Below are 20,458 nucleotides of genomic sequence, written 5' to 3'. Positions count from 1 at the left end.
CATTTCAACCTTTTTTCCCCAACGCCAAAGCGGCAGGGCCGCCGCCGTGAATACGGGAACAGGCTAGTACGCAGGCACCGCAGTTGGTGCATTCCAGCGGCGATGATGAGCGGGGATTTCGGGGATCAAGGCCGAGCGAGCAGGCACGGCGGCAGGCGGGTTCTCCTTTGCAGGTACAACGGGACAGCGTGCGCCGCAGACGCGGGCCCACGGGCAGGCGGGCCATCAGCGCGAGCAGGACGGACTGCGGGCAAACCCAGCGGCACCAGAGCCGTTCGCCCGTGACAAGCTCGACGGCGAGCACAGTAATCACGGGCAGAAACGGCACGGCAAAGAAGAAGAGATGCTCCAGAACGGTATGGACTGTTTTGGAGGAGAGCGGAGCGGCGGCGGTCAGAAAGCCAAGGGACAGGCCGCCGGGCAGGGAAAGCTGGTTGAGCAGCGGAAAGCCGAGCAGGGGCACAAGCGCCAGCCCGACAAGCGCGATCACGGCCCGGGACCGAAATCCGTGTTTGAGCGGCTTTGGGGGACGTCTGCCCCGGATGGCGTGTACGAGTTCGGACAAGAACCCGAAAGGGCAGAACCATGAACAAAAGATGCGCCCAAGGCACAGGGCGACGGCGAGCACAACAAGCGCACCGGCTATCAAGCGCCAACCCGGAATGATGCCCGAAAGCCCTATCTGAACCGCGTCAAGAGGATCGGCAAACGGCAGCCCGAAAAAGTCGAAGGCGAACAGGCTGCCCTTCATGCCCGTGAAACCATCCCGGTTGAGCCACGGGAGCGCGGCAAAAAGCAGCAGGACCGCAACTTGCACCAGACGCCGCAGCCGCAAAAGGCGGATCATGCCTTCCCTCCCTTCTTTTGTACATCGGGAACCACGGCAACAGCGTTTTTCGGGCATACGTATTCGCACATCCCGCACCCCACACAGCTCTCGCCCACAGCGGGGACGTACCCCATGTCCAGCACCATGCCTTCACCGCGCAGGGGACAGCGATCGTAACAGGTCATGCACATGGTTCCGCTTTCGATCCAGTTAAGGCAACGATCCTTGAAGATCACGGCTCTGCCCATGTTCGCTTCTTTCATGGCGGCCACGGGCCGCAACGCTCCGCTGGGGCAGGCCGGGGGGCATTTCATGCACAGCCAGCAAGGGATTTCGCTCGGCCTGATTTCCGGCGTGTGGCGTTCCGGCCCGAAGGTTTCCAGCATACGTACGCTTCCATAAGGGCAAGCCGCCGCGCATTGCCCGCAGTGGATGCAGGTTTTCAGAAAGGCGGATTCGGGCAAAGCCCCCGGCGGACGCAAGAAGCTCACGTTCCGCCTCCTAATCCAGCGGGTTGGGCGTTTCTCCGAAACAGGCCGGGCCGCACTTGCGGGGCTTGTGCTCCGGGCAAGAGATGTACCCCTTGTTTTCCAATTCGTCCTCATAGCTGATGGATACGAGGCCGACATTCAGCACGCCGTCCCAACCACTGAGTGCGCCAAGAGCATCCTCAATATACGCCGCGTCGGTTTCCATTACGGCGGCCAGCATACCGGGCACGCCCGTCTCTTGCGTATCCGCCACATCCTTTGAAGCGCACAGCCGTTCGCGCACGGTTCCGTACGCTTCCGCCGTGGTCTGGATGGTGATGCCTGCTATTGCCATAGAATATCCTTTGTGAAGCTTTTGGGTGAGGAGCGCACTCCTCACCTGCCTCTCTTTTTTTTCAACCCGTTGCCGGAACCACTTCATGTTCCGATGAGACGAATCAGAGGGGCCGTTCCCCGAGTGGTGCGGGCAGCGTTTTCCCTTTAAGCGGACGGAGAGGAAACGGCTTTGTCGCTGAAGGAATGGAGAACAATGTCGGCACACGGGGCCAGCCACCTCTTCCCCTCCACTGGGAGGAGGGCCGTACCCGCCAGATCTGTTATAGCCTGACGGGCACGGCATAACGCTTCTCCGGAAAGCGCAGGTTACGCCTTTTTGATCCGTGCGGCGCAGATCTTGTACTCCGGCTCGCGGGACGCGGGGTCGGTGGCGTCGAGGAACAGCTTGTTGACGAGCTTCTTCTTATCGAAGAAAGGCACGGCAATGAGCCCCGGCTTGCAGGTGTCGTTGACATGCGCCGGCAGGGTAAGCGCATCGCGCCGCGTTTCCACGACGACCTGATCGCCGTTCTTGATGTTCAGCCGTGAGGCGTCCTCGGTATTCACTTCCACAAACGCGGCGGGGTTGGCCTTGAGCAGTTCCGGGACCTTGCCGGTCATGGTCGCCGTGTGCCAGTGGTCGATGACGCGCATGGAGGTCAAGTAGAACGGATATTCCTGATCCGGCTCCTCGGCGGCGCCCTTGTAGGGGCGCATCCAGATGTTCGCCTTTCCGCTCGGGTTGCCGTAGAACCAGATCTTGTCGGGGTGATCCGCCGGAATGTTGGGATCTTCGCCGCGTACATAGCGCAGGTTCGTGCCGGGGTGCGTCTCCGTGGGGCAGGGCCAGATAAGGCCGGACTCGCGCTTCATGCGTTCACGGGTCATGCCGCCGAAGTTGTAGGGGCCCTTCATGGACAGCCTGCGCCATTCGTCCCATACGTCTGCGGAGTTGCGGAAGTTCACCAGCTTGGGATCGACGCCCGCGCGCTTGGCGAATTCGATCAGCGTATTCACGGTGGGGCGGCAATCCGCCGGAGGTTCGACCGCCTTTTCGATGAGCGAATAGCGCCGCTCGCCGCAGCCGTACGTGCCGTCGCGTTCGCACCAGAACGCGGGCGGCAGGATGAGGTCGGCGTACTCAAGCGTCACCGCGTCGGGGAACGCTTCGATGACGGTGATGAACGTGTCCGGATTGGACATGGCCTTGTGGACCTTGTTCAGGTTCGGCAACGTATGCGCGGGGTTGGTTTCGCAGATGATTATGGCCTTCACGTCGGCCTTGCCGAGGGCCTCGAACAGCGCGATGGTGTGATACCCCACATTGGGGGACATGGAATCCTGCGGGATGCCCCAGAATGCTTCCATCTGGTTGCGGTGGGCCTTGTTGGCGACCACGCGCCCGGCGGGGAGCAGATGGGAGAGCGAGCCCGTGTCGCGTACGCCGCCGCAGGCATTGGGCTGTCCGGTCAGGGAGAACGAGGTCGCGCCGGGGCGGCAGATCTGCCCGGTGATAAGGTGCAGGTTGTGGATCAGGTTGTTGGCCCACACGCCGCGGATACGCTGGTTGATGCCCATGCACCACAGGGACATGGTCGCGGGGGATTCCGCGAACAGGCGCCCGGCTTCCCATACCTGCTGCTCGGGGATGTTGCAGAGCTTGGCTACCTTGTCCGGCGTATAGTCCTCAAGGAACGCCCGGTAGTCGTCAAAGGTGGCATCCTTGCCGTCACTGGTCTTGAATATTGCGTACTTGTTGTAGAAACGCGGATTATCCAGCTCTTCGTGCAGAATGACCCACGCCATGCCGTTCATGAGGGCGAGGTCGGTCCCCGGACGGAAGGCTATGTGCAGGTCGGCGATGCGCGACGTGTTGGTCCGGCGAGGGTCGGCCACGATGATCTTCACGCCGGGTTCGTTTTGCTTGCGGCGGGCGATACGGCGGAAGAGGACGGGGTGCGCTTCCGAAGTGTTGGAGCCGATGATGAAGAAGGTGGAGGCCCGGTCGATGTCGGCATAGGTGCCCATCGGCTCGTCCTTGCCGAACGTGGTCGTATAGCCGCCCACGGCGGAGGCCATGCACAGGCGCGGGTTGCCGTCCACGTTGTTGGTCTTGAACCCGGCCTTGAAAATCTTGTTCGCCAGATAGGATTCCTCGGTCAGGCACTGGCCGGAACCGTACCACGCCACGGCATCGGGGCCATACGTATCAATGGTGGTGCGGAACTTCTTCGCCATGTGATCAAGGGCTTCGTCCCACGAGATAGGTTCAAGCCGGCCGCCCTTGGTGCGGCGGAGCATGGGCCTGGTCACGCGGTCGGGCGAATTGAGCACCGGGATGAGGAGCGCGCCCTTGAGACAGAGGAAGCCCTGATTGTGGTTGTTGGGATCGCCCTTGATGGCGACGGCCTTGCCGTTTTTCACGCCGACCAGCACGCCGCAGCCTGTGCCGCAGTAACGGCAGACGCCCTTGACCCACTTTTCGGGGGTATTGGCTTCGGCGGCGCGGGCAACGCCCGCGGGTCCGGCCACAGCCGCCAGGGCGGCGCTCATGGCGGCGGAGCGGAGAAAATCACGTCGGGTCATTTGCATTGTCATTCCTCCTATTCCAGCACCGTCTTGGTTGTGGCTTGGCGGTTTTCATACACCTTTCCGTGTATGGGCCGTGCGTGATAGGGATGGCAGGTGGAGCAGTCGTTGCGCTTGCCGTAGAGGGCGGTCATCTTGTCGATGGCGAGGCCATGGCAGGCCGCGCAGACTTCCACGCCGGGGACGCGCTTGAACGGGACAGCGCCCTTGCCGTCCGGCTGGCCGTGGCAGACCTGACAGCGGACCAGCGTGACGCCGTGCTTGCTTTCATACCAGTCCTGCGCAACCTGCGGCGTCACCTTGAGGTGGCAGCCGTAACAGTCGCCGATCATGTCGGCGTCCAGATGCTTCGCGGCTTCGCAGCGCGTCCCGGTGAAGGCGTTCTGGATGTAGACGAAGAACCCGATCACCAGCAGGATCACTGCGGCTAACGCGATGATAAGAGGCTTTTTCAGCAGTCTGGCCATTACCTGACCTCCTTGAAGGTGAGCTTGCTGGCGAATGCGGCGTTGGCGTCGTAATGGCGGTCCTCGGGCGGCAGGTGCGCGATGTTGCGGTGGCACCCGGCACAGCCGCTGCGGGACGATCCGTTCTTGTCCAGATAGTTGTCGTGGGCGAGGCGTCCGTATTCGGAAATCGCCCCATCGTTCTTGGCGTTGTGGTACAGATCCTCATGGCAGGCGCGGCAGTTGGCGTCATCCATGAAGCGCCGCGCCTCCGGCTGGATTTCCCTCCGGTTGAGCGTCACGCTGCCGCCCGTCGTGGCGTGTACCCACAAGTCTTTGGTCCCCAGCCACGTTTTGGCCGACAGCATACGGACGATGTTGGTGCTCGGAATGTGGCATTGCACGCATTCGATGGCGTTGCCCCTCGCATCCTGCGCGTGGGGGGAAAGCGCCAACTCCTGCTGATGCACCCGCATTTCGTGACAGGATAGACAGAACGACGTCGATGAGGTGACATGCACCCCTATCGCCGTGCCTGCCAGCACGAGCACAACAAGTACCGTTGCCGCGATCCAGACTTTCATGGAGCGAAAGAACATACGATTCATCCCGTTCGCGGTTATAGTGCTTTTTTTCACACCATTGTCACGCAAACAGCAAAAAAGGTGCCATTTGGGCCTGAGTCTAACTGCCCGGAATCATGTCGGCGGCGATTAGCGCAATGAGATAGCGAGTCATCTTTTTCTGACTGATTGTCATGAAAAGATGACTCGCCTGATTTTTCGGACAACAAGAGAGAAGCGGATCCCCCTTGGAAGGTGGGATCCGCCTGCTGCAAGTACACGGCCGAGCGGATGGAACGTGTATTTCTACATTGTTGAGAAGCAGCTCGCTACGCCGGACCCGGCGAAAACAGGGAATGTATGGGGGGAGGGATTCGATAAGGCTGAACGTCTTGGGAAGAGGAGGGTGGGTTTGGGGAGGGAGGGGAAGCCTTTCTTCAGAAAAGGTTTTCCCTCCCTCTCCAGCTATTACAGATCTAAAATAACCTTACAGGCGACGGCGACCTGATAGAGCACCTGCGAAATGTCCTTAACGGCCTGCAGGTTCTTGGATTCCACGCGAGGCAGGACGAGGACCTGATCGCCGGGCAGCACTTCCTTGGCGCGGGGGACGACTTCGCCGCTCGGATGGACGACGATGAGGTTCGATTCGTCGGCACGGTTGCTGAATCCGCCGGCCCCCTTGATGTAGTCGTCCATATCCTTGTCTTTGTTCCAGACAATGGCTTGCGGCATCATGACTTCACCGCTGATGAGCACTACATCGGTCTTCTCGGGAATGACGATGACGTCCCCGTCCTCAAGGGCGAGATCCGCGATGTTGCCCTTGGTGCCGACCACGACGACGCCCTCGGGCTGCACCTCCTTGGCACGGGAAATGAAATTGGACAGCATTTCCGCTTCTTTGGCGCGGATCTGCGCTTCATCGGAGCTGGCTGAGGTAGCGGTATAGGCGTTCTGCTCCAGACGGCGCAGGGCGTCTTCAATGGCCTTCTTTTGGCGGACGGCCACGCTTTTGCGCTTGATGTACAGGCCTTCGAGGTTGGCGCGGCCCGGTTCCACGGCGATGTAGCTCATGACCTCGTGCAGGCGCGTGTTGCGGCGCACCGGGAAACGCGACGCGCCGCGGATGGCCCCCTGCGCTTCGACCATGATGGTATCCCCGGGACGATCCGCGAGGAACCTGATCTGATCGCCGTTCTCAAGGCGCAACGCCTTGAAGTCGTTCATGGGCAGATACAGGTTGTAGGGAGCGCCGCCGCGCGATCCGCTGAGGCTGACGTGCGTGGCCCTCGGCTGGGGATCGGCAAGCTCGATGAGCTTCGCGCCGGTCAGTTCGCCGGGCTTGAATTCAAAGCGCGCCGTATTGCGGACTTCACCGGAAGTGATGACGGAAGGCCCCTTTTCGCCGACAACAACGGTGTCGCCGTCCTGAAAGCGGATATGCGGCATGGCGCCTTTCAGTGCAAAGGGATAGAGGTCGAACGAGCCCACTTCCTGCCCTTGGCGCAATACGCGGATATTGCGGTAGCTGCCGCGCTTGGAGTCGATGCCGCCCGCCTTGTCGAGGAAGGCGAGGATGGTATCGGACGGCGTGCCCGTATAATTGCCGGGGCGGGGCACGAAGCCGGTCACGAAGATCGAGACGGGCTGGGTGTCCATCGGGCGGATATACATCTCCACATCGACTACGCCCGCCGCATTGAGCTTGCTCTTGATGGCCTGTTCAAGCGGTTCTTTGGCATCGATGGGCAGGCCCGCCACAGGCACGCGCCCGACATCGGGAATGGTGATCATGCCTTCAGGGTCGACGGTCAGGATGTCGTCCATTGTACGCCCGCCCCACAGGCGCATGATCAGGCGATCACCGCTCTGGATGACCTTACTGGACGAACTTTGGGAAAAGTGCCCCTGGAAGAGGTTGGTTCCAAACGGAGCGGGATCGGCTGCCGGAGCCGCAGGCGCAGCCGGGGCCGAAGCTGTAGCGGTCGCCGTCGCCGTAGCGCTGGCCGACGCGGTGTCAGCGGCCGACGCAGGAAGGGCAAACGTCATAGCCAGCAGGCAACAAAGAAGAAACAGCAGGTTACTGCGGGAAAACAAGGGATGCCTCCAGAGGGATGGTCAAACGTCGTCCAGAAGAGGACAACAGGAAACGCCCCTCCCGGTGTGCCGGAAGGGGGCGCTTGGAAGTGCCGATCAGTCTACGGCGTGGTAATGCCCTTGCCCCACACGCGGGGCATGAGCCGCCATTCGCCGGGGTTGCTTTCGTCGCCTTCCTGCCCGTTGTGGCAGATCACGATGATTTCCGCTTCATGCTGTGCTGAAAGCAGGGTTGCCCGCTTGCAGGTTTCGCCCGCCGCGGAAAGGAAGGTGTCTTCAAGCGTTACACGGACTTCGCCGCCGAAAGTTTCATCTTCTATGACCGCCGTAGCGCCTGTGGCGTTGGCGACCATGAACTGGGCCACGGGTGAAAGCGGTTGGGGTTCCACTGGGGGCGGAGTGGGGGCGCTCTGCCAAGAGCAGCTGACGAGGCCGCCGAGCAGGATCAGGCCGCAAAATTGAAGAAATCGCATATAGGTCCTCCGAAACGCCGGGATTCATGTTCCCGCTGTGAAAGCGTTCGTCTGGGTTTCTATACGTTGTCAGGCTGTGCTCTGTCCACTGGTATGGTATGGCTGGAGGAGGGAGGAAGTGAGGAAGACTGGGGAAGGGGGAGAAACTTTCTGTAGAAGGGGGAGCTCCCCCACGTTTCTCCCCCTTCCCCAAACCCCATCCCCCACTTCAAAGACTTTCAACGTTATCGAATCCCTGATGAAGGATGGTTTCTATGGCTGGAAGAGAGGGGTGTGCCGTTTTTGTTTAAAAAGGCAAGAATGTATTTATACTTTTGCGTTTCCGGGAGATGAAAGCCTCCGAACCGATACTGCGCGGTTCCCGTTGCCGTCATTGACCCTTACAAAAGTCTTGGGAGGGAGAGGGGAGGAGTTTGAGGAGGGGAGAGGGGACCTTTCTCCAGAAAAGTTTCCCCTCCCTTCCCCCGACTTTTCCCTACTGCATCTTGTTAATAGGCGAACCGTAGCCCTGCACGCGGCGGACGGCGAGCTTGTGCTGGACGGCGCGGGTGTGGCCGCTTCCGGGTTGATCGTCGCGGTAGTTTTCGTGGAAGGCGCGGAGCCGCCGCTGCATACGGAGGATACGGCGCATGATCTCGCTCATGCCGAAGTAGGCGGCGGAGAACAGCACGCTGCAAAAGAGCAGCAGGAACGCCCCGTAGATAAACAGCTTGTTGGTTTCCGCATCCGGGCTGTCCGTCTGCCAGAGAAGGACGAGAAAACCGGTGGTCCCCACCAGCCAGAGCAGGTGACCGCAGGCTTTCAGGAACGTCTCCATCGGCATCCGGGTATAGGGGTTGACCTCCACGAGGCCGATCCATTCTTCACTGCCGCATTCAGGGCAGCGGGCCAGATAGTCGGGGAAGATGGCCTTGCAGCGGGAGCACTGCAATTCGCGCTCGACTTTGACCTCGACGGAAGAGGAGGACGAAGAGCCGAGCGAGATCAAGCGTTTGCGGCGGAAAGGCGTTTTGGTCCTCATGCTGCGGCCTCCGTGGTCTGCGTGGTGCGGGCGTGCTGCATGTAGGCGAGCAGGCCCATGATGCCGATGCCGATGAGGTAACCCCAGTACCGCTGGTCATGCGGCAGGAAGAAGCCCGTCAGCAGGGCCGGGTAGAGCATGATGATCGTGGAGCACGCGAGGAGCAAGGCGTCCGGCAGGGTGTTTTTGGCGATGAACCAGCCCTGCGTGAGCGAGGCGAAGGACATGCAGCCGAGCACCGTCATGAAGAACAGGAAGATTCCCTCGGGCACGCTGTCGATGCCCCACAGGATGATGTCATGGTTGAAGATGAACATCAGGGGCAGGATGGCCGTACGGATATCGTACAGGAAGCCCTGAATGCCCGTGGCGATGGGAGACGTGTCCGCAATGGCCGCCGCGGCGTAGGCGGCGAGGCCCACGGGCGGCGTGTCGTCCGCGAGGATGCCGAAGTAGAAGCAGTAGAGGTGCGCCGCTATCAGCGGGACGGCCAGCGCCACGCCGTGGACCACGATGCCGGAGGCGAGCTGTACCAGAATGGGCGCGGTCAGGGACGCCATGATGATGTAGTTCGCCGTGGTGGGCAGGCCCATGCCGAGGAGCAGGCTCGCCAGAGCGGTGATGAGCAGCAGCAGGAAGATGTTGCCGCCGGACAGGATCTCCACGAGGACGTGATCTGCTGCCCGAGGCCGAGCGAGACGCAGCCGACGATGATGCCCGCCGAAGCCGTGGCCATGGCGACGCCCGCCATGTTGCTGCCGCCGGCGGACAGGGACAGGAGAAGCGTCTTGATGCCTTCCTTGAGGGCCTTGCGCTTGGATTTCTTGTGAACGATGGCTTTCACGACGGGCTGGCCGAGCATGATGAGCGCGAGCACCACGATGGCGCGGAACACGGACATTTCGGCGGAATGCTGCATGATGATGAGCTCATACAGCAACATGCAGATGGGGATGAGGAAGTGCAGCCCCTCTTTGAGCGTGCTCCAGAAAGACGGAAGTTCGGACTTGGACAGGCCGCGCAGCCCGAGCTTGCAGGCTTCCACGTGGGTGATCCAGAGCAGGCCCGCATAGGCGGCAAAGGCCGGGATGGCGGCCGCCTTGGCGACTTCGATGTAGGGGACGTTGACGTATTCGGCGATGATGAACGCCGCCGCGCCCATGACGGGCGGGGCAAGCTGGCCGTTGATGGACGAGGCCACTTCCACGGCCGCGGCCTTCTCGGGCGGATAGCCCACCTTCTTCATAAGCGGGATGGTAAAGGTCCCGGTCGTGACCACGTTGGCGATGCTCGAGCCGGAAACCACGCCGGTGAGGGCGCTGCCGAGGACGGCGGCCTTGGCTGCACCGCCCCGGAAACGTCCGAGCCCGCTGATGGCGAGCTGGATGAAGAAGTTGCCGCCTCCGGCCCGTTCGAGCATGGTCCCGAACAGCACGAAGAGGAAGACGACGGTGGCCGAAACGTGCAGCGGCACGCCGTAGATGCCTTCCGTATCCATCGTCATCTGGGAGATGAAGCGGGACAGGGACGCGCCTTTGAAGGCAAGGAAATCCGGAAGGTGCGGCCCGGTAAATACGTACAGGATAAATATGCTGGCGATGATCGGCAGGGCGGGGCCGATGACCCGGCGGGTGGCCTCCAGCAGGAGGACGACCAGCATGAGGCCGAAGATGATGTCGCGTGTGGTGGGCACGCCCGCGCGCGAGGCGATGCCTTCGTAGTCAAGCACGATGTACAGCGCGGAGACGGCGGCTATGATCCCGAGCAGGTAGTCGAGGATCGTGACCCGGTTCATGGCGAGCAGGATGCGCAGATCCCAGCGCCATGAGGTACCCGAGATTTTGATCATGGGGATATTGAAGTAGACGAGGCTGATGGCAAAGGCCAGATGGATGGCCCGGATATAGACGGTATCAAGGAGCAGGATGCTCGCCGAGGCGAGCTGAAACAGGGACCAGCAGAGAGCGAGGATCAGCGTGATGATGCGGGTGATGCCTACCGTATCGCCGCGCAGGCCGTGCTCGGCGGCTACCAGCTTTTCCCTGTAGTCATCCCCGTTGGGGGACTGCTCGATGTGCTCTATCATTTTGTGGGGCATGGGACTCCCGGCGTGATCTGAGGTGACGGCGACGCGGGGCGCCGCCCGGATAAACTCGGGCTGATTGCAAGGATGCCGGGATTGGGCGATATGTCCAATCCCGGCCGAAAGGCTTCACGGTGAAGCGGAGGGAGGAACGGGGTGTTCCTCAGCCTACTTCATCAGGCCGGCTTCCTTGTAATACTTCAGGGCGCCGGGATGGATGGGGGCCGTCAGGCCTTCGAGCATGGTCTCGCGGGTCAGGCCTTCGAGGGCGGGATGGAGCTTCTTGAACTCGTCGAGGTTCTCAAAGACTTCCTTCGTAATGGCGTACACGACGTCGTCCGGCACCTTGGCTGAGGTCACGAAGGTGGCGAGCATACCCACGGTGGTGACCTTTTCATTGGCGTTGGCGGCTTCGGGATACTGGGCCATGTCGATGTTGGTCAGAGAATAGTAGGGGAACTTTTTGACCAGCGGCTCAATGTCGGTGATGGACACGATGCGGGTCTTGCGCTTCCCGGCGGTGGCTTCCTTGATATTCCCGTTGGGATGGCCCACGGTGTAGAAGAAGCCGTCGATACGGCCGTCCTGCAACATGCGGGGCGCGTCGGCGGCCTTGATGCTTTCGGCCTTGAGGTCTTTTTCGATATTGATGCCGGCGGCTTCAAAAACGTCAATGGCATTCTGGCGGTTGCCGGAGCCGGGGTTGCCGATGTTGACGACCTTGCCCTTGGCGTCCTTCAGGCTCTTGATGCCGGAATCTTCGGCGGCGACGAAAGTGACGGCTTCGGGAGCCAGCGCGAACACGGCGCGGAGGTCCTTCTGGGGCTTGCCTTCCCATTCGGAAAGCCCGTTGTAGGCCTGATACTGGCGGTCGGCCTGCGCGATGCCGAATTCAAGATCGCCCGCCATGATGGCGTTGATGTTGAATACGGACGCGCCGGTGGATTCGACGGTGGCCCGGATGTCGTACTTGTCCTTCTTGGCGTTGACGATCTTGGCGATGGCGCCGCCGGTGGGGTAGTAGACGCCGGTGATACCGCCGGTGCCGATGGTAACGAACGTCGTCTTGGCGTGGGCTTCAAGGGCGGAAGCGCCCGTCATGGCCACGGCAAGGCTGAGAACAGCCGCGAGCAAATGTTTGTGCATGTCGTTTCTCCCTGTTGTCGACATTTTCTTGTCAATTATATGAAGAAGGGCTTCAAAGCAAGGGAGGTTTTCATGGTTTCAGGTATATTGGAAGTGTACATTTTTGTGAAATGTGCCGTTTCCTTCCGGGATGGGAACCGTTTCGGGGATATGGGACAATGGTTCCGGGAAAATTGACAGGTTGTTTCCTTTGTCGTAACACTCTGATATTCTATTATCATTTTTTGTTATAACCGTTAGGGGGCCGAGAAGTCCCGGTGAGGTTAACGTCTATGTCGGTTTCCTCTTTGCCTTTTTTGCATGGCGCGCTTGCCGCTGTGCTCCCAAAGCTGGCGGCGTGGCGGCGCGATTTCCATGCCCATCCGGAAGCCGGCTGGACTGAATTCCGCACGGCGGCCTTGATCATCAGGCGATTGCGTGAGCTTGGGTACACGATCCGTATGGGCGAAGCCGCTTGCTCCTCCGACCGGAGGATGGGCGTCCCTTCTTCCGCTGTCCTTGCGGCGGCGCGGGAGCGTGCGCTTGAGTACGGAGCCGATGCCGAACTGGTTGCGGGTATGGGGGACGGCTATACGGGGTTCTGGGCGGATCTGGATTGCGGCCCCGGCCCCGTGACGGCGTTCCGGTTCGATATGGACTGCAACGAAGTCGCCGAGTGCGCGGAAGAGAGCCATAGGCCCGTGCGCGAGGGGTTCGCATCACGCTGGCCCGGCCTGATGCACGCGTGCGGACACGATGGGCACGCCGCCGTGGGACTTGGCTTGGCTGAAGTGCTTGTTTCGATCCGGCGGCACCTGCGGGGGCGGATACGCCTGATCTTCCAGCCTGCCGAAGAGGGTGCGCGCGGGGCTCTCCCGATGTCGGAGGCCGGAGCCGTGGACGGCGTGGATGTGCTGTTCGGTTTCCATATCGGTTTCAAAGCCGAGGGGCCGGGCACATTGATATGCGGCACGCAAGGATTCCTGGCCACCACCAAGCGCGATGTCCTTTTCTCCGGAGTGCCCGCCCATGCCGGGGCCGCGCCGGAGGAAGGGAAGGACGCCCTGCTGGCGGCCTGTTCGGCGGTGGTGAACCTGCACGCCATTTCCCGGAACGGCAAAGGCGGCACCCGTATCGCCGTGGGCAGGCTGGAAGGGGGAGAGGCCCGCAACGTCATCCCCGCTTCCGCGAGGCTGTTCATGGAAACGCGGGGAGAAACCACGGAACTGGATGCCTATATGGTCGCCGAGTCCGAGCGTATCCTGCGCGCTTCAGCCGAACTGTGGGGCTGCGCTTGCGAGTGGCGGACAGTGGGGAACAGCGCCGGGGGAGAGAGCAGCCCGGAGCTTGCCTTCCTTATTGCTACGGTCGCGGAAGCGATGGGTGGCTGGAAGACGGTTATCCCGATGAGCGGTTTCGGGGCGACGGAAGATTTCGCTTGCCTGATGAGCAGGGTTCAGGCCTCGGGAGGGTTGGCTTCCTACCTGCAGGTCGGGACGGACAGGGCCGCAGGGCACCACAGCGACCGCTTTGATTTTGATGAAACGTGCCTCGGGCGGGCGCTGGAACTGCTGGCCCGGCTGGCCGTGCGCATGGCGGGCGGGGGACAGGAAGACACTGAAACGCAGACGGAGAACGACATGGAATTTTTGGATGAGGTCGTAAGGCGCAAGGGCATCCACGTGCAGCTATGGCTGGAGGGCGAAGATGGGGAAGGCTTTGGCAGGGGGCGAGTGGAGCTTCTCCAGCTTGTCGACGAACTCGGATCGCTGAGCAAGGCCGCAAAACAGCTCGGCATGTCCTACCGCGGGGCGTGGGGCAAGATAAAGAAGGCCGAACGTATCGCGGGCGAGACGCTTGTCGACGCTTCGGGGACCAAGCGCGACGGGTACTCGCTGACTCCGGCTGGGCGGGAGCTGGTTCAGCGTTTTCAGCAATGGTATGCGGATGTCGAAAGTTTTGCCAATAAACGTGCGGAAGCCTTGTTTAGTGATTTCGATAAGGAATGATGATTCATTGTTTACCCAATCTATATTCATTGAGTAAACAATCTATATCTCACTGATGGAGAAGAGTATTTTTATATGCAAAAAGGCTTGCACTGCTATCTTTTTTTGACTAACAATAAGCAAAGAGGGCTTTGCATGGATAAAAAGCCCGCGGGGGAGTGGAAGAGAGTCATATATTGACGGTATTGGGACCTTCAATAGACGACAAGCATAGTATGTTTTATGGGAATATGCTTTTGGGGAAGCTTTTTCCTTTAATGAAACATATATCGAATGCTGTTTAAAGATGGGCAGTAGTGTTTTCTTATGCTTATTGAAGCCTTTTCCATTTCTCCTGTTTCGCGATTGCTTTCGCCGTTTTCAGCGCAAACCATCATAGTGTCCTGCGCTGATGAGCAGCAATGCGAATGACGTGCGGAAGCGTGCTTTCTAACGCTTTATCCTTATCAGGGGGAGAAATGGAAGCTTTCATGGCATGGCTGAAGTCAGTCAACGACGTGGTTTGGGGACCGGGGATGCTTGTATTGCTGGTCGGTACTGGCCTGTATCTGACTGTCGGCCTGAAATTTTTCACATTCCGCAATTTTTTTAGAGGGCTCAAAAACCTGTGGGCCGGGCGCTCCAATCAGTCCGAGCAGGGCGAAATCTCTCCGTTCAACGCGCTGATGACCGCGCTGGCCGCCGACATCGGGACCGGCAACATCGTGGGCGTGTCGACAGCCATTTACATCGGCGGCCCCGGCGCGCTGTTCTGGATGTGGGTGACCGCCCTTGTGGGTATGGCCACCAAGTTCAGCGAAGTGCTCCTTTCCGTGCATTTCCGTGAAAAGACCCCCGCCGGAAACTGGGTGGGCGGCGCCATGTACTTCATCAAAAACGGGCTCGGACCCAAGTGGATGTGGCTCGGCTCGTGCTTCGCGCTGTTCGGCATCGTCGCCTGTATCGGTACGGGCGCTATGGTACAGGGCAACTCCATCGGTGAAGCTATGCAGGCCAACCTCTCCATTCCGACGTGGTTTACCGCTGTCGCCGTCTTCCTGCTGGCCGGAGCCGTCCTCATCGGCGGCGTGAAGCGCATCGGTGCCGTGGCCGGTAAGGTCGTGCCCGCCATGGCGGTGATATACGTCATCATCTCCCTTATCGTCATCATCCTGCATATTGACCAGCTTCCCCGCGTTCTTGCTTGGGTTGTCGCTGAAGCGTTCACGCCTACGGCCGCCGAAGGCGGTTTTGCCGGTGCGACCGTGATGATGGCTATCCGTATGGGTATGGCCCGCGGCGTGTTCTCCAACGAAGCCGGCCTCGGTACCGCGCCTATGGCTCACGCCGCCGCGACCAGCGCTTCCCCGCTGGTGCAGGCTTCCATCGGTATGCTTGATACCTTTATTGATACGATCATCGTGTGCACCATGACCGGTTTCGCCATCCTTGTGACCGGCCAGTGGACCTCCGGCCTCACCGGGGCCGCCATGACCTCCGCCGCCTTCGAGACCTCGCTCCCCGGCATCGGCGGCATCGCGGTGACGATCTGCCTGACCTTCTTCGCCTTCACCACAGCCCTCGGCTGGTGCGTGTACGGCGAGCGCTGCGCCATCTATTTCTTCGGCGACAAGGCGCAGATCCCCTTCCGGATCGTCTACTGCATCGCCATCCCGGTGGGCGTGCTCACGCAGCTTGATGTGGTTTGGCTGCTTGCGGACACTTGCAACGCGCTCATGGCCATCCCGAACTTGATCGCCATCCTGCTGCTCAGCCCGGTGCTGTTCAAGCTGGTGAAGGAAGACGAATCCAAGGATTCCATCTTCAAGCACTAGTCTGCCGTTTTCGGTATAAGCGGGGAGGGGCCGAAAGGCCTCTCCTTTTTTCTGTGCGGCGATAGGGATGCGGCTTATTATTAGGGTAAAAAGGGTACGTCGGCTTTTTCAGATTGTTTCTCAAAGCCTTGAAGGTAGAAAAGGGAAGGTGAACACGCCGGAAACCGGAAAATGTGGCCAAATCTATTCTCATCCCCTTGCCAAAAAAAGGAAGTTACGCTAGGAAAACGTCTGCGCTGCTTTCATGGCGCACGCCTGCCTTTTTCAATCACACACTATTCTCCCCTATCTTAATCAGCGTTTGATGCGGCTGTGCCGTATAATACCGTCTTGCCGTTCGGCAGGACTCATAACGTCCGGCGATACGCCGGGCGAACTTCCATTCACTCCCAAAACAAGTATCGGAACGTATGCGGAAGAAGAAAGTTGCCACGGAGGATGTTCAGGAAGGCGCAACGATGAGCCTTACTGAACTGAAGAACATGAGCATGTCCGTGCTCATGGAGCTTGCGGAAAAGTACGAGATCGAAAACGCCAGTTCCATGCGGAAGCAGGAACTCATCTTTGCGATGTTGCAGGCTTGTGCGTCCCGGAGCGGTGCCATTTACGGCGACGGGGTGCTGGAAATCCTGCCTGACGGCTACGGTTTTTTGCGTTCCCCACTGTCGAGCTATATGCCCGGCCCGGACGATATTTATGTTTCCCCCTCTCAGATTCGGCGCTTTTATCTGCGCAAGGGTGATGTGGTTTCCGGGCAGATACGGCCTCCCAAGGAAGGGGAGCGTTATTTCGCCTTGCTCAAGGTGAAGGAAATCGGTTTTGAACCCCCGGAAAACGCCCGCCACGTCGTTCTTTTTGATAACCTCACGCCTATTTATCCCGATCGCAAGCTGATCATGGAAAACGGCGAGAAAAATCTGTCCTGCCGGGTCATCGATCTCATGTCGCCCATCGGGCGCGGCCAGCGCGGGGTCATCGTCGCGCCTCCCCGGACCGGTAAAACCATCCTGCTCCAGAGCATCGCGAATTCCATCAACGCGAACCATCCTGAAGTCTATCTCATCGTGCTGCTCATCGATGAACGTCCCGAAGAAGTGACGGATATGGAGCGCACGGTCAAGAATGCCGAAGTCATCAGTTCCACGTTCGACGAACCTCCGCAGCGCCATGTGCAGGTCTGCGAAATGGTGCTCGAAAAAGCCAAGCGCCTTGTCGAACGCAAGCGTGACGTGGTCATCCTGCTCGACTCCATCACCCGCCTTGGCCGCGCGTACAACGCCGTGACGCCTTCGTCCGGACGTGTGCTTTCCGGTGGTCTGGACGCCAACGCCCTTCAGCGGCCCAAGCGCTTCTTCGGCGCGGCGCGCAACATCGAGGGCGGAGGCAGCCTGACCATCATCGCCACGGCGCTCATCGATACCGGCTCCCGCATGGATGAAGTGATCTTTGAAGAATTCAAAGGCACCGGCAATATGGAAATCTATCTTGATCGCCATCTCGCCGAAAAGCGCGTGTTCCCGGCCATCGACATCAACCGTACCGGAACCCGCAAGGAAGATCTTCTCCTCTCCGACGACGTGCTCAAGCGCGTCTGGATCCTCCGCAAGATCCTTGCACCCATGTCTTCCATCGACAGCATGGAATTTCTGCTCGACAAGATGCGCGGCACCAAGTCGAACGAAGAATTCATCAATGCCATGAGCAAATAAGCAAGGAATCGGAAAAAGCTTTTTCAAAAGAGAAGGTTTCTCCAGATTTTTTAGCGGGTTCTTCAAAAGAAAAACGCCGTCCCTCCACATGGAGGGACGGCGTTTTTCTATGGGACTCTGTAAGCGTTGTCTGGATGGGGCCGCTATTCCGCGGCTTCCTTCTGGAGGCGGGAAACGAGCTTGTCCATGTTGGCGATGCTGGTGACCTTCCAGCTCTCTCCGGAGGGGCTCATGCTTAGATCAACCTTGTAGTCACGCCCGTTGCCGAAATCATGGATGGTTGCGGGAAGGATGACGTTGCCGTTGACTTTGCGGGATGCGCCGCGTGGACGCAGCTCTTTACGCCCCGTGGACACGTTGCCGAAAAGCGGTGCGAGCAGGCCTTTGGGTTTTGCGTTGGCTTTGGGTTTTCCGGCGAAAAAGCCGGATTCGATGCCTGAGCGGGTGAACGTTCCGGTTTCTTGAACCAGCAACCCTTTGATCTGCTTCGCCATCGACGGGTCCTGCACAGAGGCGACCATCAGGGCGAGCATGGGAGGAAGGCCGGATGTATCGACTTGTCCGGCTTTTTGCAGCGCTGTAATCAGGGCTGAGGAACTTTGGTCGAGCAGGGCGTCCACATCGACGCGCCGCTCAAAAGCCGCCAGATCGCTGGCGTCGATGGCTGTCTGGATTTCCTTCAAGACAGCCTCCGGGGTCTGGCGGGCCAGGGCGGGGGCCGTCACGAGCAAGAGCAACGGAAGGAAGAGAAAAAAGCGGAAGCAACGGGAAATCATTGAGAGGCTCCTGGGTTGGCGGCCGCGGCGTCGAAGTGCCCCGCCAGATCGCGGAATACGTTTGCGGCCTGTCCGGCAGCCGTGAGTTTTTCCGGGTTGTTGTGCGTGCGCCGATCGATCCATGAGGCGATGAAGAGCAGTGCATCATCATCCAGATGCCGGGCCTCCGGGGTCCGCTTGAGGGCCTGCACGAAAGCGCTCTTGGCCTGTTCGCGGGCTATGACGGCCTGCTGGTACTGCTGGCCCTTGGCGGCCATTTGCTGGCGCAATGTCGAGTATCTGGTCAGCTCTCCGTTGGAGCGGGCTTCATCGGCGGCGAATGTCAATTCGGAGTATTGGGCGTTGGTGTCCACGACACGCTGGGCCGCGGCGCTGAGGTTTTCCATTTGGCGGTTGAAGTCGGGCATGGAGGCAAGCGCCTGCAATGCCCCGGCGACACCACGGAACTGCCGGGCGTACAGCTTGAAGAACTCGCTCCGCTGGGCGGGCGAGAGAGCCTCGCCGCTCGGCAGGGGGGTAGCCGCGCTGCGGTTCACGGCTTCCATGAAGCGGTCGACGTACAGCCGATAAATGGCGTCCAGCATACCCGGCGTGAAGAGATGGTTCAGCGCTGCGGTACGTCCGGCGGGCAGATCATCGCCGATCCATGCGAGGCCGGTCATCCCCATCCCATAACGGAGATTTGCTCCCTGCAGGCTTGCGGAAAGCCTTCCGCTCCGGCCCGGGGTCGCTGCGGGGACATAGTGGGAAACGAGCCATGAAGCCAAATCGTCGATAAAGGCGATGCGCACGACTTGATCGTCCTTGCGCCCCGCATCGGGAGGAATCTGTTCTCCGGGGGCCACAGGGCCGCGTACTTCGGCTCCTCCCGGCTGCACTGGCCTCTGTTCCGCAAGCGCCTCATCCAGTTCTGCGGGCGTTTCGATGGGAGAGCGGTATTTGGGCGGCGCTCCGGGCAGGCTGTTTCCCGCGACGGCTCCGACATCTGGAGGAGAAGGCGGTGTCGTTGTCCTGCTCATCAGGTCGGAGGCGAGACTGATGGCCGATTCTCTCAGGCTTGCCATACGGTTGGAGAATTCTTCCCGAGCCTCTGGATCTCGGGCCAGCCAAAACCAGACCACCACTCCCGCGAGCAGGACAAGAATCAGCAGGGCCAGCCCGTGGTGCCCCTTGCGTGACGGTTCTGTTTCGCGGTCATCGTCTTTGTCTGTCCGATAGCGGTTCGGCTTGCTCATGCCACCCTCCAGAGTCTCTTCCCGGATGAAAACGGGCTGTGTACAGGTATCAGATTCGTTGCAGAATACCCCATTTCATCCGCTCTGTGAAGCTGTAGAGCCGGGGGGGATCCAGCGATTGTACACGCTTTCTAACTGGTTGGGTCGCGGAGGAGGCTCAGCTGTGAGAGATTCACACCGTATGGGAAAGAATCATGCTCTAGGAACTTGACTTCTTAAGAACCAATCCTAATACTTAACGCCAAGGTCAATGACGCTCGACGCGCGCGGCGCGAACACTTTTTACTCCAAGGGAGCAAGACAATGGGATGCTGCTGCAACAATACGAAAGACGATAAGAATCAGAGCCCTGACTGCATGGCCAGCAAGAGCACGGTTGTCACCACGCCCGAAGGCGAAGATGTCGAAGTCAACTTCAACATGGGAACCGGTGAAGTGACCTATGGGAAGAAGACCGGATGCTGCTCGGACAAGTCCGACGGTACATCTTCCGGCGGTTGCGGTTGTTCAAAGTAGGGGATGAGAGCGGATTGTTTTTGAAACGGTTCAAAGCCGAAAAGCTCCAAGCCCAAAAAGAACGGAGGAAGAGTGGTAAGGTGGGTATCCCTTGCACGCTCTTCCTCCGCTTTTTTAGAAACGGCAGATTGATAGTTTGCGTAAGGGGAATTTCCCTTGCGCTTTTTTATTCCACACGGAGCTTTCCAGAAAGAAATATGTCCCCAATGCCTCTGTTGCTCTGATTCCTCATTGTTCCAATAAATACCAATAGGTCCGATGCCATAACACAGGCTCCCATGAGCGGGAAACCTGAGTGAGGGGTTCGATAAACGCGAAAGTCGCGGGGGAGGAAGGGGGGGAGGTTTGGAGGGGGGAGNGACTG

18 protein-coding genes are annotated in these 20,458 nt (G+C 59.8%); 4 read left to right on the top strand and 14 right to left on the bottom strand.

Going from position 1 to position 20,458, the window contains the following annotated elements; all coding sequences use genetic code 11:
- Positions 1 to 4 precede the first annotated feature (4 nt).
- The 12 genes from HMPREF0178_RS04750 to HMPREF0178_RS04700 form a co-directional block, all read right to left on the bottom strand.
- Entirely contained in the window at positions 5 to 847 is an 843-nt protein-coding gene (locus HMPREF0178_RS04750; protein WP_009379544.1) for a 4Fe-4S binding protein, read from the bottom strand.
- Entirely contained in the window at positions 844 to 1,320 is a 477-nt protein-coding gene (locus tag HMPREF0178_RS04745) for a 4Fe-4S dicluster domain-containing protein (RefSeq protein ID WP_005029376.1), read from the bottom strand. Before HMPREF0178_RS04745 ends, HMPREF0178_RS04750 begins: the two co-directional genes overlap by 4 nt.
- Positions 1,321 to 1,330: 10 nt before the next feature.
- Positions 1,331 to 1,654 carry a transcription initiation protein gene (locus HMPREF0178_RS04740; RefSeq protein ID WP_009379541.1) on the bottom strand — a complete coding sequence of 108 codons (324 nt, stop codon included), beginning with the start codon at positions 1,652 to 1,654 and terminating at the stop codon, positions 1,331 to 1,333.
- Positions 1,655 to 1,962: 308 nt separating this feature from the next.
- On the bottom strand, positions 1,963 to 4,227 hold the full coding sequence (locus tag HMPREF0178_RS04735; protein ID WP_009379539.1) for a nitrate reductase: 2,265 nt from the start codon (positions 4,225 to 4,227) through the stop codon (positions 1,963 to 1,965).
- Positions 4,228 to 4,238: 11 nt separating this feature from the next.
- Entirely contained in the window at positions 4,239 to 4,691 is a 453-nt protein-coding gene (locus HMPREF0178_RS04730; protein ID WP_009379537.1) for a hypothetical protein, read from the bottom strand.
- Positions 4,691 to 5,269, bottom strand: coding sequence for a NapC/NirT family cytochrome c (locus HMPREF0178_RS04725; RefSeq protein WP_009379535.1), 579 nt, complete (start codon positions 5,267 to 5,269; stop codon positions 4,691 to 4,693). Before HMPREF0178_RS04725 ends, HMPREF0178_RS04730 begins: the two co-directional genes overlap by 1 nt.
- 432 nt (positions 5,270 to 5,701) lie before the next feature.
- Positions 5,702 to 7,333 (bottom strand): polysaccharide biosynthesis/export family protein, encoded by a 1,632-nt coding sequence (locus HMPREF0178_RS04720; RefSeq protein WP_009379533.1) that lies wholly within the window; start codon positions 7,331 to 7,333, stop codon positions 5,702 to 5,704.
- 101 nt (positions 7,334 to 7,434) lie between these two features.
- Positions 7,435 to 7,806 carry a DVU3141 family protein gene (locus HMPREF0178_RS04715; protein WP_009379531.1) on the bottom strand — a complete coding sequence of 124 codons (372 nt, stop codon included), beginning with the start codon at positions 7,804 to 7,806 and terminating at the stop codon, positions 7,435 to 7,437.
- Between the two features lie 475 nt (positions 7,807 to 8,281).
- Complete coding sequence (locus tag HMPREF0178_RS04710; RefSeq protein WP_009379529.1) at positions 8,282 to 8,827, bottom strand: translation initiation factor IF-2; 546 nt, start codon at positions 8,825 to 8,827, stop codon at positions 8,282 to 8,284.
- Positions 8,824 to 9,492 carry a TRAP transporter large permease subunit gene (locus tag HMPREF0178_RS22795; RefSeq protein WP_198134973.1) on the bottom strand — a complete coding sequence of 223 codons (669 nt, stop codon included), beginning with the start codon at positions 9,490 to 9,492 and terminating at the stop codon, positions 8,824 to 8,826. Before HMPREF0178_RS22795 ends, HMPREF0178_RS04710 begins: the two co-directional genes overlap by 4 nt.
- Entirely contained in the window at positions 9,375 to 10,925 is a 1,551-nt protein-coding gene (locus tag HMPREF0178_RS04705) for a TRAP transporter fused permease subunit (protein WP_009379525.1), read from the bottom strand. Before HMPREF0178_RS04705 ends, HMPREF0178_RS22795 begins: the two co-directional genes overlap by 118 nt.
- 153 nt (positions 10,926 to 11,078) lie before the next feature.
- Positions 11,079 to 12,056: a TAXI family TRAP transporter solute-binding subunit gene (locus tag HMPREF0178_RS04700; RefSeq protein ID WP_009379523.1), complete on the bottom strand. Its 978-nt coding sequence runs from the start codon at positions 12,054 to 12,056 to the stop codon at positions 11,079 to 11,081.
- 272 nt (positions 12,057 to 12,328) lie between these two features.
- Here HMPREF0178_RS04700 and HMPREF0178_RS04695 point away from each other — a divergent pair, with 272 nt between their 5' ends.
- The 3 genes from HMPREF0178_RS04695 (at position 12,329) to rho (ending at position 17,567) form a co-directional block, all read left to right on the top strand.
- Complete coding sequence (locus HMPREF0178_RS04695; RefSeq protein WP_009379521.1) at positions 12,329 to 14,044, top strand: amidohydrolase; 1,716 nt, start codon at positions 12,329 to 12,331, stop codon at positions 14,042 to 14,044.
- 458 nt (positions 14,045 to 14,502) lie between these two features.
- Entirely contained in the window at positions 14,503 to 15,858 is a 1,356-nt protein-coding gene (locus HMPREF0178_RS04690) for a sodium:alanine symporter family protein (RefSeq protein ID WP_009379520.1), read from the top strand.
- Positions 15,859 to 16,316: 458 nt separating this feature from the next.
- Positions 16,317 to 17,567: a transcription termination factor Rho gene (rho, locus tag HMPREF0178_RS04685; RefSeq protein WP_009379519.1), complete on the top strand. Its 1,251-nt coding sequence runs from the start codon at positions 16,317 to 16,319 to the stop codon at positions 17,565 to 17,567.
- Between the two features lie 143 nt (positions 17,568 to 17,710).
- Here the strand turns inward: rho and HMPREF0178_RS04680 are convergent, their stop codons facing one another.
- Both HMPREF0178_RS04680 and HMPREF0178_RS04675 read right to left on the bottom strand, forming a co-directional pair.
- Positions 17,711 to 18,343 (bottom strand): hypothetical protein, encoded by a 633-nt coding sequence (locus tag HMPREF0178_RS04680; protein ID WP_009379518.1) that lies wholly within the window; start codon positions 18,341 to 18,343, stop codon positions 17,711 to 17,713.
- Complete coding sequence (locus HMPREF0178_RS04675) at positions 18,340 to 19,578, bottom strand: hypothetical protein (protein WP_009379517.1); 1,239 nt, start codon at positions 19,576 to 19,578, stop codon at positions 18,340 to 18,342. Before HMPREF0178_RS04675 ends, HMPREF0178_RS04680 begins: the two co-directional genes overlap by 4 nt.
- A 303-nt stretch (positions 19,579 to 19,881) precedes the next feature.
- Here HMPREF0178_RS04675 and HMPREF0178_RS04670 point away from each other — a divergent pair, with 303 nt between their 5' ends.
- Positions 19,882 to 20,094, top strand: a complete 213-nt coding sequence (locus HMPREF0178_RS04670) for a hypothetical protein (RefSeq protein ID WP_005025931.1) — start codon at positions 19,882 to 19,884, stop codon at positions 20,092 to 20,094.
- Positions 20,095 to 20,458: the final 364 nt, after the last annotated feature.

The sequence above is a fragment of the Bilophila sp. 4_1_30 genome (genome assembly GCF_000224655.1).
Lineage (GTDB): Bacteria > Desulfobacterota > Desulfovibrionia > Desulfovibrionales > Desulfovibrionaceae > Bilophila > Bilophila wadsworthia.
This window is presented reverse-complemented; position numbering and strand designations above follow the sequence as displayed.

Coding starts and splice junctions, on each gene's coding strand:
- rho (WP_009379519.1), top strand. CDS start 16,317: ATGAGCCTTACTGAACTGAAGAACATGAGCATGTCCGTGCTCATGGAG.
- HMPREF0178_RS04735 (WP_009379539.1), bottom strand. CDS start 4,227: ATGCAAATGACCCGACGTGATTTTCTCCGCTCCGCCGCCATGAGCGCC.
- HMPREF0178_RS04680 (WP_009379518.1), bottom strand. CDS start 18,343: ATGATTTCCCGTTGCTTCCGCTTTTTTCTCTTCCTTCCGTTGCTCTTG.
- HMPREF0178_RS04705 (WP_009379525.1), bottom strand. CDS start 10,925: ATGCCCCACAAAATGATAGAGCACATCGAGCAGTCCCCCAACGGGGAT.
- HMPREF0178_RS04700 (WP_009379523.1), bottom strand. CDS start 12,056: ATGCACAAACATTTGCTCGCGGCTGTTCTCAGCCTTGCCGTGGCCATG.
- HMPREF0178_RS04715 (WP_009379531.1), bottom strand. CDS start 7,806: ATGCGATTTCTTCAATTTTGCGGCCTGATCCTGCTCGGCGGCCTCGTC.
- HMPREF0178_RS04670 (WP_005025931.1), top strand. CDS start 19,882: ATGGGATGCTGCTGCAACAATACGAAAGACGATAAGAATCAGAGCCCT.
- HMPREF0178_RS04740 (WP_009379541.1), bottom strand. CDS start 1,654: ATGGCAATAGCAGGCATCACCATCCAGACCACGGCGGAAGCGTACGGA.
- HMPREF0178_RS04750 (WP_009379544.1), bottom strand. CDS start 847: ATGATCCGCCTTTTGCGGCTGCGGCGTCTGGTGCAAGTTGCGGTCCTG.
- HMPREF0178_RS04725 (WP_009379535.1), bottom strand. CDS start 5,269: ATGTTCTTTCGCTCCATGAAAGTCTGGATCGCGGCAACGGTACTTGTT.
- HMPREF0178_RS04695 (WP_009379521.1), top strand. CDS start 12,329: ATGTCGGTTTCCTCTTTGCCTTTTTTGCATGGCGCGCTTGCCGCTGTG.
- HMPREF0178_RS04675 (WP_009379517.1), bottom strand. CDS start 19,578: ATGAGCAAGCCGAACCGCTATCGGACAGACAAAGACGATGACCGCGAA.
- HMPREF0178_RS04730 (WP_009379537.1), bottom strand. CDS start 4,691: ATGGCCAGACTGCTGAAAAAGCCTCTTATCATCGCGTTAGCCGCAGTG.
- HMPREF0178_RS04710 (WP_009379529.1), bottom strand. CDS start 8,827: ATGAGGACCAAAACGCCTTTCCGCCGCAAACGCTTGATCTCGCTCGGC.
- HMPREF0178_RS04690 (WP_009379520.1), top strand. CDS start 14,503: ATGGAAGCTTTCATGGCATGGCTGAAGTCAGTCAACGACGTGGTTTGG.